Origin of the sequence: Tatumella sp. UCD-D_suzukii, from assembly GCF_000611875.2 — a bacterium.
GTDB classification, from domain to species: domain Bacteria; phylum Pseudomonadota; class Gammaproteobacteria; order Enterobacterales; family Enterobacteriaceae; genus Tatumella; species Tatumella ptyseos.
Window position 1 is genome coordinate 38,068 of record NZ_JFJX01000049.1, and the last position, 16,194, is coordinate 54,261.

The window sequence follows — 16,194 nt, forward strand, 5'->3', positions numbered from 1 at the left end:
TAAAATCAGAGAATGGCGGACAGCTTCGGAGATGTCCCGCATCCAGGATGCGCGAGTATATCATCTTTGTTGCGACTCTGCTTCTGCAACCTCTGTCACATTGATCATTTTGCTAATCGTTTGTGGTCAGCTACCATAAGTGATTACAATTGAATATATAAATCGTTGAGCCGGTGTCTACTATGCCTAAAAAAACCGAACCTTCTGTCAGCTTTGAACAAGCGCTGCAGGAGCTGGAAAGCATTGTCCGTCGTCTGGAAGGGGGGGAATTGCCATTAGAAGAAGCCCTGAACGAATTTGAAAAAGGCGTAAAGCTTGCCAAAACCGGCCAGCAAACATTACAGAAAGCCGAGCAACGGGTGCAGATCTTACTGAAACCGGATGAAAATGCCGGCCTGAATGCCTTCACCCCGGACAGTCACTAATGGATTTGTCGATATTACTGGCCACCTATCGTCAGCGGGTGGATAACACATTAACCCGATTACTTAATGACCTGCCCTTTCAGAGTTCTCCACTGGTGAATGCCATGGAGCACGGCGTATTGTTAGGCGGCAAGCGTATGCGGCCGTTTCTGGTCTATGCTACCGGTCATATGCTGGGGGTTCCGCTCCCGGTGCTGGATATCCCTGCCGCGGCCATTGAATGTATTCATGCCTACTCATTGATCCATGATGATCTGCCTGCGATGGATGATGATGCATTACGACGGGGGCAACCGACCTGTCATATCGCTTTTGGTGAAGATACCGCCATTCTGGCCGGTGACGCCTTACAGACTCTGGCTTTCACTGCCCTGAGTACTCATCCGATGCAGGACGTCACGGCAGAAACCCGGCTGGCCATGATCTCCGAACTCGCCACCGCCAGTGGCGCTGCAGGTATGTGTGGCGGACAGGCGCTGGATTTAGCCGCGGAAGGAAAATCCGTCGGTCTGGAGGCACTGGAGACTATCCATCGCCATAAAACCGGCGCATTAATTCGTGCGGCAGTCAGAATAGGTGCCTGTTGTGCCGGCGAAAAAGCCCTGCCGTTGCTGCCGGAACTTGATCGTTATGCCAGTGCTATCGGGCTGGCTTTTCAGGTTCAGGATGACATCCTCGATGTTGTCGGCGACACCGAGGTTATCGGTAAACGCCAGGGGGCCGATATCGCCCTCGGGAAAAGCACCTACCCGGCCCTGCTTGGCCTTGAAGGGGCCCGCGAAAAGGCCCGCCTGCTCTGCCAGGAAGCCATGGATGCATTGGATAAGCTCGCCGAAAAATCTTTCGATACCGCCTCATTACAGGCGCTGGCGGGTTATATAATTGAACGTGATAAATAACATCCATAATGAGTCACTGATGAGTTTTGATACCACCCAATACCCGACACTGGCGCTGGCAAGCACAGTGCAGGAATTACGTCTATTGCCAAAAGAGAAGCTCCCTGCCCTGTGTGGTGAGCTGCGTCAATACCTGCTCGACAGTGTCAGCCAGTCCAGCGGCCATTTTGCCTCCGGACTGGGGGTCGTCGAACTGACGGTCGCTCTGCACTATGTTTACAATACACCGTTCGATCATCTGGTCTGGGATGTCGGTCATCAGGCATATCCGCACAAGATCCTGACCGGCCGTCGTGACCGTATCGGCACTATCCGTCAGAAAAACGGGCTGCACCCGTTTCCGTGGCGCGATGAAAGTGAACACGACGTACTGAGTGTCGGTCATTCATCAACCTCGATCAGTGCCGGACTGGGCATGGCGGTAGCGGCAGAAAAAGAAGCCGCAGGACGCCGCACCGTCTGTGTGATAGGTGACGGTGCCATTACCGCAGGTATGGCCTTTGAAGCCATGAACCATGCCGGCGATATTAAGCCGGACATGCTGGTGATCCTGAACGATAACGATATGTCGATTTCAGAGAATGTCGGGGCGCTGAATAACCGGGTGGCCCAAATCCTCTCCGGAAAAACCTATTCACGGTTGCGGGAAAGCGGCAAACGCGTTCTGACCGGGCTGCCGCCAATCAAAGAGCTGGTAAAACGTACCGAAGAACACCTGAAAGGAATGGTTTCCCCGGGTACATTATTCGAAGAGCTTGGCTTTAATTATATCGGTCCGGTCGACGGTCATGATGTGCTGACACTGGTCAGTACATTAACCAATATGCGTAACCTGAGCGGCCCGCAATTTCTGCATATCATCACCCGTAAAGGGAAAGGCTACGCACCGGCAGAACAGGATCCTATTGCCTGGCATGCGGTACCGAAGTTTGACCCGGCCAGCGGAGCGCTGCCTAAGAGCAAAGACGGCATTCCCACCTATTCCAAAATCTTCGGCGACTGGCTGTGTGAAATGGCTGCACAGGACGATAAGCTGATGGGGATCACCCCTGCGATGCGTGAAGGCTCCGGGATGGTCCGTTTTTCCCGCGAATATCCGCAGCAATATTTTGATGTCGCGATTGCCGAACAACATGCGGTGACCTTTGCCGCAGGCATGGCCATTGGCGGCTATAAACCGGTGGTGGCGATTTACTCGACCTTTCTGCAACGTGCCTACGATCAATTGATCCATGATGTCGCTATTCAGAAACTGCCGGTGTTGTTTGCTATTGACCGCGGAGGTATTGTCGGTGCCGACGGACAGACCCACCAGGGCGCCTTCGATATTGCCTTCCTGCGCTGTATTCCGGACCTGGTGATCATGACCCCGAGTGACGAAAATGAATGCCGGAACATGCTGTATACCGGTTATCACCATCAGCAGGGGCCAAGTGCGGTGCGCTATCCGCGGGGTAATGGTCGCGGGCTGGAAAGTGAGCCGCTGCAACAGCTACCGCTGGGTAAAGGCCTCGTGAAACGTCAGGGAGAAAAAATCGCTATTCTGAACTTCGGGACGCTGTTGCCTGAAGCCGAAAGCGTGGCCGAATCACTGAATGCTACCCTGGCTGATATGCGCTTTGTGAAGCCTATGGATGAAGCTCTGGTGCTGCAACTGGCAGAAAGCCACGACATGCTGGTGACGCTGGAAGAAGGTGCTATTAGCGGGGGTGCCGGTAGCGGAGTGAATGAAATTCTGATGGCAGCACGTCGCATGACACCGGTACTGAACCTGGGGCTGCCTGACCGCTTTATTTCACAGGGCACTCAGGATGAAGTTCGTCATGACCTGGGGCTGGATGCAGAGGGAATTCTGGCGGCTATCGAACGCTGGCAGGCGCTGTAAGCAGAAAGTCAGATTCGGCAACGGGTTTGCCGAATCTGACCCGTTTCTGATTGGGACAAGACTCAGAAAGGAATGAATGCAGGAAAGTAGTGCGCTACCGCAAAGATTAACGCCGCAGAGATCACCCCGGCGACAATATCATCAACCATGATCCCCATACCTCCCCGGACATTGCGGTCAAACCAGCGGATTGGCCAGGGCTTCCAGATATCGAAAACGCGGAAAACAACGAACCCTATCGCAATCCATTGCCAGTGGTGATTCGGGATCGCCACCAGCGTTATCCACATACCGATAAATTCATCCCAGACAATACTGCCGTGATCATGAACACCCATATCTTTTGCGGTTCTGTGGCAGAGATAAACGCCCAGACAGATCCCCAGCAACACAATCAGATAATAGAGTTCCTGCGGTAACTGGATCAGAAAATACCAGAACGGTATCGCCGCCAGCGACCCGGCCGTCCCCGGCATCACCGGGCTAAGCCCGCTACCGAAACCTACGGCAAGCAGGTGCCACGGATTAGTCAGTCGCAGACGTGAGATGACTTGCTGTCTATTTCCGGCCAAAATGATCGTATCCTTTCACATGTATCGTGGCAGGTTTACCCTGATCCAGCAGAACCAGCCCTTCACTCTCCGGCGCAATCTGGCCGATACAGTGATAGGGAACCCCCAGGTGGTCAAGGGACACCGCCAGCGCACCCCGATTGATCTCCGGTACGGTGAAGCATAGCTCATAATCTTCGCCGCCACTGAGTGCCCAGCGCTGTGCCTGCTCTTTACCAAACCCTTCTTTCAGTGCTGTAGAAAGTGGCAAGGTATCAATATTAATTCTGGCACCGACACGGCTGTTCTTCAGAATATGGCCTAAGTCTGCCAGCAGGCCGTCCGAAATATCAATCGCTGACGTGGCGAGATCTCTTAACGCCTGCCCCTGAAGAATACGCGGTACCGGACGAAGGTGACGCTTGATCAATGCCTCATAGATGGCCGGGTCGTCGGTACGGACATGATGCTGCAACAGCGCCAGCCCTGCGGCACTGTCACCCAGGGTTCCGGTCACAAAGATCCAGTCTCCGGGTTTCGCACCATTACGTTTCAGCGCCCGTCCTTCCGGGATCAGCCCGTGAATACCGAGCGTCATACTGAGCGGGCCCCGGGTGGTATCCCCGCCAATCAATTGCATGTCGTAATAATTCAGAAGTTCAAACAGGCTGTCACTGAATGCCTGCAACCACTCTTCATCGACAGAGGGTAATGTCAGTGCCAGTGTCAGCCAGGCAGGATCTGCGCCCATGGCAGCAAGGTCACTGAGATTGACCGCTAAGGCTTTGTAACCAAGGTCTGAAGGATGGATATCACGCAGGAAATGTATCCCTTCCACCAGCGTATCGGTACTGATCGCCAGGGTCTTTTTTTCAGGGACATTAAGAAGAGCGCAATCGTCTCCGATGCCTTTAACAACATCACGACGAGAGCTGGTAACACGATTAAAATAACGAGCAATGAGCTCAAATTCGCCACAGGACATAAGCGGGATCACTCAGCAGGTACGTTATTGATATAAAAAAGGCCGGAGAACCGGCCTGAGTATCATTACTTACGATTCGGACGAATTTGTGGTGCTGCTTTATCCAGAACGCCATTCACAAACTTATGGCTGTCTTCGGCACCAAAGACCTTCGCCAGCTCAATGCCTTCATTGATAGCGACTTTATAAGGCACGTCGTCACGTTTGCTCAGTTCGTACAGCGCAATACGTAAGGCGGCTTTTTCAACCTGGCCCAGTTCATCCAGACGACGGGTCAGGTAAGGCTGCATCAGACCATCAAGATAGGCACTGTTGTTCGCGACACCAGCCAGTATTTCGCGGAAATAGTTAACATCAACATCTTTGACGTCCTGTTCCGCCAGAAACTGGTATTCCACATCGGAAATGTCATTATTGGATATCTGCCAGGAATAGAGTGCCTGGAGGGCACACTCCCGGGCACGGCGGCGAGCAGCAGGTTTCACAAAATTCCCCTTAAGATCAGGCGTTAATAGCTTCTAATACATTAATCATTTCAAGTGCGGTCAGTGCCGCTTCGGCACCTTTATTACCCGCTTTAGTACCGGCACGCTCAATAGCCTGCTCGATATTTTCGGTCGTTAACACTCCGAAGGCGACAGGAATGTCACTGTTCATTGCCACGCTGGCAATCCCTGAACTGGCTTCCCCGGCCACAAATTCAAAGTGCGCTGTTCCGCCACGGATCACCGTGCCAAGCGCGATCACCGCGTTATATTTGCCGGTGTTGCACAGCGCGCGCGCAGCCAGAGGTAATTCGTAAGCTCCGGGTACCCAGACGACGGTAATATTTTCATCTTTCACCTGACCAATACGTTTCAGCGCATCGATAGCACCGTCCAGCAGACTGTCATTGATAAAATTATTAAAACGGGCAATGACAATGGCAACGTTAGCTTCAGGCGTTGCTACAGCAGCTTCGATAATTTTCATACACTTCCTTTCAGGTAAAAGTCGGGTCGCCCGGCAAGGGGGGCGAATTTTAGCATACTCTTTCGCGCTCTGCTCTCGCTTTTGCGCAAACTCTCATTCCGGGCGTAAAATAACCCGTAAGTCATCACCGATACGGCGAACATCCTCAAAACAAAATGCCGGGGCCTCGGCCAGCCGGGTAAGCCCCGGTAAGGCACAGAGCCCGCGGGCTTCATTACCGAGAAGCTTCGGCGCCAGGTAAACAATTAATTCATCCACCACCCCGGCACGTATCAGAGCACCGGCCAGGGTCGCCCCGGCTTCGGTCCAGACACTGTTGATCTGCTGGCGGCCTAACTGCATCATCAGCGCGACGAGATCAAACCCGCCGTTGTGTTCCGGCACCACTATCTGCTTCACCGTGTCAGGCCATTCCCCGTCGGGGCGGGAACGTATCAGCCAGGTTTCGCCTGGCCCGGAAAACACCGACTGTGCTGGCTGTAATTGCTGCTGACGGTCGGCTATTACGCGGATGGGCTGGCGAAGACAGGCTTCTCCGCCGATGGCCGCCAGCGTCTGACTGTCCAGTGAACCGGCACGCACGGTGAGCGCGGCATTATCCGCAATAACCGTTTTCGCCGTGCTGAGAATGGCATGACTCTGTGCGCGGAACTGCTGCACATCCCTGCGGGCGGCATCGGAGGTGATCCACTGGCTTTCGCCGCTCGCCATGGCCGTTCTGCCATCCAGCGAAGCCCCCAGTTTCAACTGCACCCACGGAAATCCGGTACGCATACGCTTCAGAAAACCACGGTTCAGGGCTTCCGCTTCCTGTTGCATCAGACCATGACTGACCTCAATCCCGGCCTGGCGCAGCCGATACAGCCCCCGGCCCGCCACTTCCGGATTCGGATCCTGCATCGCCGCAACCACACGGGAGACTCCGGCCGCAATTAAGGCATCACAACAGGGAGGGGTCCGGCCAAAATGGCTGCATGGCTCCAGCGTGACATAAGCCGTGCCGCCGCGCGCTGCCTCTCCGGCGGCACGCAAGGCATGGACTTCCGCATGGGGCTCCCCGGCCCGCTGATGCCACCCTTCCCCGACAATCTGCCCGTCACGGACAATCACACACCCGACATTCGGGTTCGGTGCGGTGGTAAAGCGGCCCCGTCTGGCAAGTTCCAGCGCCCTGGCCATAAATACCTGATCAGTCATTCACGTTTATCCTGTAACCGGGCAATTTCTTCGCCGAACTCGCGGATATCCTCGAAACTGCGATACACAGAGGCAAAGCGAATATAAGCCACTTTATCCAGCATTTTCAGCTCATCCATCACCAGATTACCCAGCATTTTACTGGGGACTTCTCTCTCTCCGGTGGCCCGCAGATGTGCTTTAATCCGGTGAACTGCACTGTCCAGCGCGTCCGAACTCACCGGACGCTTTTCCAGTGCTTTCATCATGCCGCGCATCAGTTTATCTTCGTCAAAGGGTTCACGCACATCGTCACTTTTTACCACTCTTGGCATCACCAGTTCCGCGACCTCAAACGTGGTAAACCGCTCATGGCAGACCAGACACTGACGACGACGGCGTACCGACGACCCCTCACTGACCAGCCGGGAGTCTATGACCTTGGTATCTACGGCTGCGCAAAACGGACAATGCATCGAATTATTCCCAAGCTTAAGTAATGATTCAGTCTAGTGTAACGCGAAGACATCGTTAACTAAATGTATTCACGTGCGGTGACTTTCATTTTGCCGCAACCACGTTATTCTTTATCTCTGTTTACGACTATGCTTAATGTGTTTATCGTAAATATCCACAAAAAAATCAGGAGTCAATGAGTATGGGTTTATTTAGTTTTGTTAAAGAAGCGGGTGAAAAACTGTGGGATTCCGTCTCTGCCGATGATGGCAGCAAAATCCAGGATCATTTAAAAAAGCTGGGCATTCCTGACAGCGATAAAGTGAATGTCAGTGTTAATGACGGGACAGCAACCGTGACCGGTGATGGCCTGAGCCAGGAACTGAAAGAAAAAATCCTGGTTGCTGTCGGTAACGTGGCCGGGATCACCCATGTGGATGACCAGGTCAGCACCAGCAGCCCGGAAACTACCCCGACAATCTATACCGTAAAATCCGGAGACACACTGAGTGCTATCTCTAAGCAGGTTTACGGAGATGCTAACCAGTACAACAAAATCTTTGAAGCGAACAAGCCTATGCTGACAAGCCCGGACAAAATTTATCCGGGCCAGGCACTGCGTATTCCACAGGCATAATATCCGCATGAAGAGTACCCGTCTCAGCATCATTGCCGTTTCATTATTACTTGCGGGATGCAGTTCGTCACAGCCCCCGGCACGGCTGACCGACAGTGTCGGTCAGCTAAACCGGGATCTGAGCCGGTTGTCCGCCCAGTCAGAGGCCGTCACTTATCAGCGGCAGCTCAATGCGGCGTCCACCCGCGGTGCCTGGCTGCTGCCTCTGGCGGACAGCCCGGTGTCTCTCATTACCGCGCAAGGTAAGGTGCTGACCCGGCTGGCACCGTTAAGCCCCGGGGGCTTACCGGTATTGCTGGTCAAAAATCAGCAGACCTGGTCGCTGCCCCCTTTTACCATCACAGCCGAACTGGCGGTGGTCTCTGCGAAGCAGGCGTACCGGAACACTGTGCCGGTTATTCTGAAACGCCAGGTGTTGCAGCGGGCTGTCCCGCTGGCACCGTCTGAACAGGCCCGCTTTATTCTGCCGGAAGTCAGGCTTAAAGGTGACCAGGTGCTGGTGGTCAATGTTCATCAGTTTATGCCGGAAATTTCAGCCGCAGTGACGCGCCCCCGCTAACGGGGAGACGAGTCCTGATATCGGTTGACCGTTTTCTGACGGTAAAACGCCTGATGAACCTTATCAGGCGTTTTGTATTTAAGGGACTGATGTAGTCTCTCATGATGATAAATTGCCACGGGTTCTTCTGACATGACCCACGTTTGTGCCTGGTCTGCCAGCAGTTACCGGCAACTGTCATGAAGCGGGTAATACCGTTCCTCTGTCACGCTCTCCGCAAGAAGATCAGGAACGTGTCAACGCTATTCAGGACCGGTCACGGGAAATAAAAAAGGCAGCCCGCAACGGGCTGCCTTTTTCAGAGTAATGACGGGAAATCGTATTACGGTAACAACGATTTCTGATCCGCACCCTCTTTTTCAACTTTCTGAACCAGCATATGTTCACGCTTCATGCCCAGCTTCAGTGCCAGTGCAGATGCCACATAGATAGATGACACTGTACCGATAGTGATACCGATTAACATGGTCAGCGAGAAACCACGCAGTAATTCACCACCGAACAGGAACAACATCAGTACTACCACCAGGGTGGTTGCTGAGGTCATAATGGTTCGGCTCAGAGTCTGCGTCAGTGAAACGTTAACGATGTCATACGGTGTTCCGCGGCGGATCTTACGGAAGTTCTCACGAATACGGTCAGAAACCACGATGCTATCGTTCAGAGAGTAACCGATAACCGACATCAGAGAGGCGATAATGGTCAGATCAATTTCGATATGGAATAACGACAGAACCCCCATCGTAATCACTACATCGTGCGCCAGCGCCAGTACCGCCCCCAGAGCCAGTCGCCACTCAAAGCGGAAACCGACATACACCAGGATACAGATCAACGCAACAAGCAGTGCCATCGCCCCTGACTGGGCGAGATCACTACCGACACTCGGTCCGACAAACTCGATGCGTTTCACTATCGCCGTCTGGCTGGTCGCCTGATTAATGACAGAAACGACTTTCTCCCCCAGCTCCTGCCCGACATTTCCGGCATTCGGGGATAAGCGAACTACCACATCACGGCTGCTGCCAAAGTTCTGGACTTCCGGCTCCATGAATCCGGCATGTTGTAATGCCTGACGCATGATATCCAGCTCACCGGGTTTCTCCAGAGTAATTTCAATCACCGTACCGCCGGTGAAATCCAGACCCCAGTTAAATCCGCGGACACCCATGACGACGATAGACGCTATCAGCAGGATCCCGGAGATAGCGAAAGCCAGATAGTCCCAGCGCATGAAGTCATAGACTTTACGGCCATAATTTAACTGTTCAACACTATATTGCTGTGCCACTACGCGCTCCTCAAATTGACAGCTTGTTGATACGTTTGCCGCCATACAGCAGGTTCACGACTGCACGTGTCCCGACAATTGCTGTGAACATGGAGGTCGCAACACCGATGGCCGTTGTGATAGCAAATCCTTTAATGGACCCGGTACCGACGGCGTACAGGATGATTGCAGTAATCAGCGTCGTAACGTTGGCATCTACAATACTGGAGAACGCACCGCGATAGCCTTCGTGGATGGCCTGCTGCACACTGCGACCATTACGAAGTTCTTCTTTTATGCGTTCATTAATCAACACATTCGCATCGACGGCGACCGCAAGGGTTAACACAATCCCCGCAATACCCGGCATGGTTAAGGTTGCCCCCGGCAGCAGCGACATTATCCCGACAATCAGGACCAGGTTGGCAATCAACGCTGTCGTTGCAATTACACCAAACTTTTTATAGTACAGGACCATAAACAGGATAGAGGCAATCAGTCCCCACAGGCAGGCATGCAGACCCTGATTAATGTTCTGTTGACCCATGGTCGGACCGATAGTGCGTTCTTCAACAATCTGAATCGGCGCAATCAGTGCCCCTGCACGTAGCAGTAACGATAACTGACGGGCTTCGTTCGGATTGCTGATACCGGTAATACGGAAGCTGTTACCCAGACGTGACTGAATATTTGCCACGTTGATAACTTCTTCTTCTTTTTCCAGAATCGCACGACCTTTGGCATCTTTCTTACCGCTGTCTTTGTACTGCACAAACAGGGTTGCCATCGGTTTACCGATATTGTCCTTGGTATAATCAGACATCATATTTCCGCCGGCACTGTCGAGGGAAATGTTAACCTGAGGCTGGTTATACTCATCCATACTGGACGTGGAATCGGTAATATGGTCACCGGTCAGGATCACACGCTTGTACAGCACCACAGGCTGACCATCACGGGTCATCTTAACTTCAGAATCTCCCGGCACACGGCCCTGAGCTGCCGCCGCAGGATCAACGGAGGTGTTGACCGGACGGAACTCCAGCGTTGCTGTCGCGCCCAGGATCTCTTTAGCGCGCGCAGTATCCTGGATACCCGGTAATTCGACAACGATACGGTCAGTTCCCTGACGCTGTACCAGTGGCTCTGCCACACCCAGCTGATTCACACGGTTACGCAAAATATTAATGTTCTGCTGAACTGCGTATTCACGGGCTTCGCTCATCCGGGCATCGGTCATGACTGCGGTCAGGGAGTTATTTCCTGCAGAGTTAATGACTAAATCACTGTGACGCGGGGTGAGGTAGCTGATGGCTTTATCACGATCAGCGGCATTCGCGAAACTGATGGTGACACCATAGTTGGCCGCTTTACCGATAGTGGTGTACGGGATGTTCTGAGCACGTAAATCACTACGCAGGCTGTCGGAGTTTTGTTCCTGCAGCTTACCCAGTGCTGTGTCCATATCCACTTCCATCAGGAAGTGAACACCACCACGCAGGTCAAGGCCCAGTTTCATCGGTTCTGCTGATACCATTGCCATCCAGGCCGGGGTTGCCGGTGCCAGGTTTAGAGCCACAACATAGTTGTCACCCAACCCGCTCACCAGGGCTTCACGGGCACGGAGCTGGATATCGGTATTATTAAAGCGGGCAAGAATGGCACCATTTTCCAGGGCAATGGATTTACTCTGGATATGGTCCTGCCGGAGAATATTCTGGATCTGATCCAACGTTTGCTCACTGGCGGCGGCACCCCGCGCGCCAGTGACTTGCACGGCCGGATCCTCACCATACAGGTTGGGAAGTGCATACAGCAGACCGAGAAGGAGAACCACGATCAGCATGATGTACTTCCACAAAGGATAACGGTTTAACACGGCAATTCCCTTAGGGAAGAAAAAATTACAGCGCCTTCATTGTGCCTTTCGGCAGGACGGCAGCCACGAAATCACGTTTGATCACGACTTCAGTCGTATCATTCAGAGCAATAACCACATAACCGGTCTCTGACACTTTGCTGATGCGGCCCACTAACCCGCCGTTGGTTAACACTTCATCGCCTTTGGTGATTGAGTCCATCAGCTTCTTGTGTTCTTTAGAACGCTTCTGCTGCGGGCGCAGAATCATGAAGTAAAAGATCAATCCAAATACGACCAGCATGATCACCATAGAATACGGACTTCCCTGGGACGGGGCACCCGTAGCGGCAACAGCGTCAGAAATGAAAAAACTCATTAAATTTCCCTCATTGGATTTATAGTCAAACGTTTAAGGCAGGGACGTCTTTCCCCTTCCTTTGATAAAAATCAGTGACAAATTGCTCTAAATTACCGTCTTCAATCGCCTGACGTAAACCGGCCATCAAACGCTGATAGTAACGCAAATTGTGAATAGTGTTCAGCCTTGCACCTAAAATTTCATTACAACGGTCCAGATGATGCAAATATGCACGGGTGTAATGGCGACAAGTGTAACAATCACACTCTGCATCCAGTGGTGAGGTATCATCTTTATGCTTAGCATTACGGATTTTCACCACCCCGTCGGTCACGAACAGATGACCATTACGGGCGTTGCGTGTTGGCATCACGCAATCGAACATATCGACACCACGACGTACGCCTTCAACCAGGTCTTCGGGTTTTCCGACGCCCATCAGGTAACGAGGCTTGTCTTCAGGGATCTGCGGACACACATGCTCAAGGATGCGATGCATATCTTCTTTCGGCTCACCGACAGCCAGACCGCCCACAGCGTACCCATCAAATCCTATCTCTACCAGTCCTTTAACAGAGACATCTCGTAAATCTTCGTAAACACTGCCCTGGATAATACCGAACAATGCATTTTTATTCCCGAGAGAATCAAAGCGGTCCCGGCTACGTTTTGCCCAGCGCAGCGACATTTCCATGGAGCGCTTCGCATAATCGTGGTCGGCAGGATAAGGCGTACACTCATCGAAAATCATCACGATATCGGACCCGAGATCGTACTGAATTTCCATCGACTTTTCGGGATCCAGGAAAATGGCATCTCCGTTAATCGGGTTACGGAAATGTACCCCGGCCTCGGTGATCTTACGGATATCCCCCAGGCTGAAGACCTGGAAACCGCCGGAGTCGGTCAGGATAGGCCCCTGCCACTGCATGAAGTCGTGTAAGTCACCATGTAACTTCATGATTTCCTGACCAGGACGCAACCATAAATGGAAGGTATTCCCCAGGATAATCTGCGCTCCGGTGTCTTTGACTTCTTCCGGCGTCATTCCTTTGACCGTACCATAGGTGCCCACCGGCATAAATGCCGGGGTTTCGACCACACCGCGATCGAATACTAAACGACCGCGACGGGCACGACCTTCGGTAGTAATTAATTCAAACTTCACACAACCTCCACCAGAGAAACAGTCTGATGTTAAGAGTTAAACATCTGAGCAGCGGCGGTTTCCGGACGGAAAACGCCAGCCATTTTATTCCCCGACCTGCTGTTCAGCCGCCTGAGGATTTTTAGTAATAAACATCGCATCACCGTAACTAAAGAAACGGTATTGCTCTGCGACCGCCTGCTGATATGCCTGCATCGTATTCCGGTAACCGGCAAACGCGGAGACCAGCATGATAAGCGTGGATTCAGGCAGGTGGAAGTTGGTGATCAAAGCATCAATCACCTGATATTGATATCCCGGATAAATAAATATCTGCGTATCATCAAAAAACGGCGCGATCAGGCTCTCTCCGGCGGCCTGCGCGGCGCTCTCCAGAGAACGCACAGAGGTCGTTCCGACGGCGACCACTTTATTGCCACGGGCTTTACAGGCCAGCACAGCATCCACCACGTCCTGAGGGACTTCGGCATATTCCGAGTGCATTATGTGGTCTTCAATACTGTCCACCCGTACCGGCTGGAACGTACCGGCACCCACATGCAGGGTGACAAACGCCATTTCAACGCCTTTCGCGCGCAGAGCCTCCAGCAGACCATCATCAAAATGCAGACCAGCGGTCGGTGCTGCCACGGCGCCGGGACGGGCACTGTAGACCGTCTGGTAGAGTTCACGATCAGACTCTTCATCCGGGCGGTCAATATAAGGCGGCAAGGGCATATGCCCGACCTGATTCAGGATCTCCAGGACGGTACGTTCATCGTCAAAAGCAATCTCGAATAAAGTGTCATGCCGGGCCACCATGGTGGCTTTCACACTTTCGTCATCGCCTAACAGCAAGTCGCTGCCAGGCTTCGGCGCTTTTGAAGCACGAACATGGGCCAGCACCCGGTGCTCATCCAGCACCCGCTCGACCAGCATCTCTATCTTACCGCCACTGGCTTTGCGTCCGAAGACTCTGGCCGGGATCACCCGGGTGTTGTTGAACACCAGTAAATCACCGGCATGCAGTTTTTCCAGCACATCGGTAAACACCCCGTGGGTGAGCTCGCCTGTCGGGCCGTCGAGGGACAGCAGGCGGCAGCTGCTTCGTTCTGCCCGCGGGTAATGGGCAATCAGTGACTCAGGCAGTTCAAAATTAAAATCAGCAACGCGCATGGCGGAATATTCCGGGCAAAAAATCAGGCGGCATAGTGTAACGGAAAAGCCGGGATTACTGAACCTCTGGCTGTCAGGTCGGAGTTCGGCCTATAATACCCTATGAATTTTCTTGCACATCTGCACCTGGCCACACTGGCCGAAAGCTCGCTGCTCGGGAACCTGATGGCCGACTTTGTCCGCGGTGATCCGGACACCCAATGGGATAGCGCCACCGCTGAAGGTATCCGTCTGCATCGCCGGCTGGATAGCCTGACCGATGCGTTACCGGAAGTCCGTGCTGCCCGCCTGCTCTTCCGGGAGGAGACCCGCCGTGTCGCCCCGATAACCCTGGATGTCATCTGGGACCATTTTCTGGCCCGCCATTGGGATCATTACTGTCCGGCAACCCCGCTAAGTACCTTTTGCCGGCAGGCCGAACGGCAAATCCGCCCGTTTCTGCCTGATACGCCTGACTCTTTTCGCAAACTCAACCAACTGATGTGGCCGGAACGCTGGCTGGAAAAATACGGTCAGCCGGAACGGCTGGAGCTGGTGCTGAACGGCATGGCGAACCGTCGCCCGAAACTCGACCAGTTACGTCATTCTTATCAGGATTTTGTGGAGAATTATTCAGCACTGGATGCGTTATTTTCTGTTTTTTATCCGCGCCTTATGCAACTTGCAACAGAAAAAAGGCTGTAAAAGCACGTTTCGGCTGTCATACTCTTGTCAGCAAATGAAACGATGATAATCTACAGAAAATGACATGCTTCTGTGGTGTGTTGTTGTTAATCCCTTAACCGATTGGAGTGATTATGGTACTGGTTACCCGTCAGGCCCCTGACTTCACGGCAGCAGCCGTACTGGGCAATGGTGAAATTGTTGAGAATTTCAACTTTAAAAAACACATTGCAGGTAAACCTGCCGTCCTGTTTTTCTGGCCAATGGACTTCACTTTTGTATGTCCTTCAGAATTAATCGCTTTTGATAAGCGTTATGCTGAGTTTGAAAAACGCGGTGTGGAAGTCGTTGGTGTTTCTTTCGACTCCGAGTTCGTCCATAACGCATGGCGTAACACCCCTATCAATGATGGCGGTATTGGTCCGGTGAAATATGCGATGGTTGCTGACATTAAACGTGAAATTCAGCAGGCGTATGGCATCGAACATCCGGATGCAGGCGTTGCTCTGCGTGGCTCTTTCCTGATCGACAAAGACGGTGTGGTTCGTCACCAGGTGGTTAACGATCTGCCACTGGGCCGTAACGTTGACGAAATGCTGCGTATGGTTGATGCGCTGCAGTTCCACGAAGAGCACGGCGAAGTCTGCCCTGCACAGTGGGAAAAAGGCCAGGAAGGTATGGGCGCGTCTCCGGAAGGTGTTGCGAAATACCTGACCGCAAACGCCGGCAAGCTGTAAGTTACCTTGCTGAAATAACCCGCTGCGGCGGGTTATTTTTTTGCTCTCCCCTGCCTTATCCTCTGCCAGCCTCTGCCGGTAATAACCTCCGTTTTGCCCGCCGCTTATTATCGCTTTGCTGCCGATCGGCACAATTCAGACGCAATCTATTTGTCACCGCCGACGCTTATGGTGTTCTGAGGGGAACTCCTGTGCCCCGGGCCCGGCGAAACTGTATCCCTGATCACTGCCTACCGCCTGAGTCCGTTAATGGCAGATATCTGTATCCGGTGGTGATACGCAGGGGAAACTTACCCCGCCTCAGTGGCAGGGCTATCACCCGATAGGGATGGCCTGACGTTATCTCCTGGGCCGCATCGCAGGTCAGGGCCGCCTGTAGGTAAAGATTTGTATTAGCGGCCCCAATTTTTGTTTGTCATTCGCACTCCCCTGCTGAA

At 52.9% G+C, this 16,194-nt stretch carries 18 protein-coding genes; 7 read left to right on the plus strand and 11 right to left on the minus strand.

What is annotated here, in order from left to right:
* Positions 1 to 182: 182 nt before the first annotated feature.
* The 3 genes from xseB to dxs are packed head-to-tail and all read left to right on the plus strand — an operon-like array spanning position 183 to position 3,209.
* Positions 183 to 425 carry an exodeoxyribonuclease VII small subunit gene (xseB, locus tag CG67_RS08325; RefSeq protein ID WP_025902490.1) on the plus strand — a complete coding sequence of 81 codons (243 nt, stop codon included), beginning with the start codon at positions 183 to 185 and terminating at the stop codon, positions 423 to 425.
* Complete coding sequence (ispA, locus tag CG67_RS08330) at positions 425 to 1,324, plus strand: (2E,6E)-farnesyl diphosphate synthase (RefSeq protein WP_025902491.1); 900 nt, start codon at positions 425 to 427, stop codon at positions 1,322 to 1,324. Before xseB ends, ispA begins: the two co-directional genes overlap by 1 nt.
* Before the next feature lie 19 nt (positions 1,325 to 1,343).
* Positions 1,344 to 3,209 carry a 1-deoxy-D-xylulose-5-phosphate synthase gene (gene dxs, locus CG67_RS08335; protein WP_025902492.1) on the plus strand — a complete coding sequence of 622 codons (1,866 nt, stop codon included), beginning with the start codon at positions 1,344 to 1,346 and terminating at the stop codon, positions 3,207 to 3,209.
* 62 nt (positions 3,210 to 3,271) lie between these two features.
* Here the strand turns inward: dxs and pgpA are convergent, their stop codons facing one another.
* The 6 genes from pgpA to nrdR form a co-directional block, all read right to left on the minus strand.
* Positions 3,272 to 3,781: a phosphatidylglycerophosphatase A gene (pgpA, locus tag CG67_RS08340; protein ID WP_025902493.1), complete on the minus strand. Its 510-nt coding sequence runs from the start codon at positions 3,779 to 3,781 to the stop codon at positions 3,272 to 3,274.
* Positions 3,768 to 4,745 carry a thiamine-phosphate kinase gene (gene thiL / locus CG67_RS08345; protein WP_025902494.1) on the minus strand — a complete coding sequence of 326 codons (978 nt, stop codon included), beginning with the start codon at positions 4,743 to 4,745 and terminating at the stop codon, positions 3,768 to 3,770. The genes pgpA and thiL overlap by 14 nt, the downstream gene beginning before the upstream one ends.
* 65 nt (positions 4,746 to 4,810) lie before the next feature.
* Positions 4,811 to 5,230: a transcription antitermination factor NusB gene (gene nusB / locus CG67_RS08350; RefSeq protein ID WP_025902495.1), complete on the minus strand. Its 420-nt coding sequence runs from the start codon at positions 5,228 to 5,230 to the stop codon at positions 4,811 to 4,813.
* A 16-nt stretch (positions 5,231 to 5,246) separates the two neighbouring features.
* Positions 5,247 to 5,717 carry a 6,7-dimethyl-8-ribityllumazine synthase gene (gene ribE, locus CG67_RS08355; protein ID WP_025902496.1) on the minus strand — a complete coding sequence of 157 codons (471 nt, stop codon included), beginning with the start codon at positions 5,715 to 5,717 and terminating at the stop codon, positions 5,247 to 5,249.
* 93 nt (positions 5,718 to 5,810) lie between these two features.
* On the minus strand, positions 5,811 to 6,914 hold the full coding sequence (gene ribD / locus CG67_RS08360) for a bifunctional diaminohydroxyphosphoribosylaminopyrimidine deaminase/5-amino-6-(5-phosphoribosylamino)uracil reductase RibD (protein WP_025902497.1): 1,104 nt from the start codon (positions 6,912 to 6,914) through the stop codon (positions 5,811 to 5,813).
* A complete protein-coding gene (nrdR, locus tag CG67_RS08365) occupies positions 6,911 to 7,369 on the minus strand; it encodes a transcriptional regulator NrdR (RefSeq protein WP_025902498.1) in 459 nt (152 codons plus the stop codon). The genes ribD and nrdR overlap by 4 nt, the downstream gene beginning before the upstream one ends.
* A gap of 182 nt (positions 7,370 to 7,551) precedes the next feature.
* On the opposite strand from nrdR, the gene lysM reads away from it, so the two are divergent.
* Entirely contained in the window at positions 7,552 to 7,986 is a 435-nt protein-coding gene (gene lysM, locus CG67_RS08370) for a peptidoglycan-binding protein LysM (protein WP_025902499.1), read from the plus strand.
* Positions 7,987 to 7,993: 7 nt separating this feature from the next.
* Positions 7,994 to 8,545 carry a DUF3251 domain-containing protein gene (locus tag CG67_RS08375; protein ID WP_025902500.1) on the plus strand — a complete coding sequence of 184 codons (552 nt, stop codon included), beginning with the start codon at positions 7,994 to 7,996 and terminating at the stop codon, positions 8,543 to 8,545.
* A 322-nt stretch (positions 8,546 to 8,867) separates the two neighbouring features.
* Here the strand turns inward: CG67_RS08375 and secF are convergent, their stop codons facing one another.
* The 5 genes from secF to queA form a co-directional block, all read right to left on the minus strand.
* Positions 8,868 to 9,836 carry a protein translocase subunit SecF gene (secF, locus tag CG67_RS08380; protein WP_025902501.1) on the minus strand — a complete coding sequence of 323 codons (969 nt, stop codon included), beginning with the start codon at positions 9,834 to 9,836 and terminating at the stop codon, positions 8,868 to 8,870.
* A 10-nt stretch (positions 9,837 to 9,846) separates the two neighbouring features.
* Positions 9,847 to 11,694: a protein translocase subunit SecD gene (secD, locus tag CG67_RS08385; RefSeq protein WP_071780097.1), complete on the minus strand. Its 1,848-nt coding sequence runs from the start codon at positions 11,692 to 11,694 to the stop codon at positions 9,847 to 9,849.
* Between the two features lie 25 nt (positions 11,695 to 11,719).
* Positions 11,720 to 12,052, minus strand: a complete 333-nt coding sequence (gene yajC / locus CG67_RS08390; RefSeq protein ID WP_025902503.1) for a preprotein translocase subunit YajC — start codon at positions 12,050 to 12,052, stop codon at positions 11,720 to 11,722.
* A gap of 25 nt (positions 12,053 to 12,077) precedes the next feature.
* Positions 12,078 to 13,202: a tRNA guanosine(34) transglycosylase Tgt gene (gene tgt / locus CG67_RS08395; RefSeq protein WP_025902504.1), complete on the minus strand. Its 1,125-nt coding sequence runs from the start codon at positions 13,200 to 13,202 to the stop codon at positions 12,078 to 12,080.
* Positions 13,203 to 13,286: 84 nt separating this feature from the next.
* Positions 13,287 to 14,357: a tRNA preQ1(34) S-adenosylmethionine ribosyltransferase-isomerase QueA gene (gene queA, locus CG67_RS08400; RefSeq protein ID WP_025902505.1), complete on the minus strand. Its 1,071-nt coding sequence runs from the start codon at positions 14,355 to 14,357 to the stop codon at positions 13,287 to 13,289.
* 102 nt (positions 14,358 to 14,459) lie between these two features.
* On the opposite strand from queA, the gene CG67_RS08405 reads away from it, so the two are divergent.
* Together CG67_RS08405 and CG67_RS08410 are read left to right on the plus strand one after the other, a co-directional pair.
* Positions 14,460 to 15,041, plus strand: coding sequence for an ACP phosphodiesterase (locus CG67_RS08405; RefSeq protein WP_025902506.1), 582 nt, complete (start codon positions 14,460 to 14,462; stop codon positions 15,039 to 15,041).
* A 113-nt stretch (positions 15,042 to 15,154) separates the two neighbouring features.
* Positions 15,155 to 15,757: a peroxiredoxin C gene (locus CG67_RS08410; RefSeq protein ID WP_025902507.1), complete on the plus strand. Its 603-nt coding sequence runs from the start codon at positions 15,155 to 15,157 to the stop codon at positions 15,755 to 15,757.
* The last annotated feature ends 437 nt before the right edge of the window (positions 15,758 to 16,194 follow it).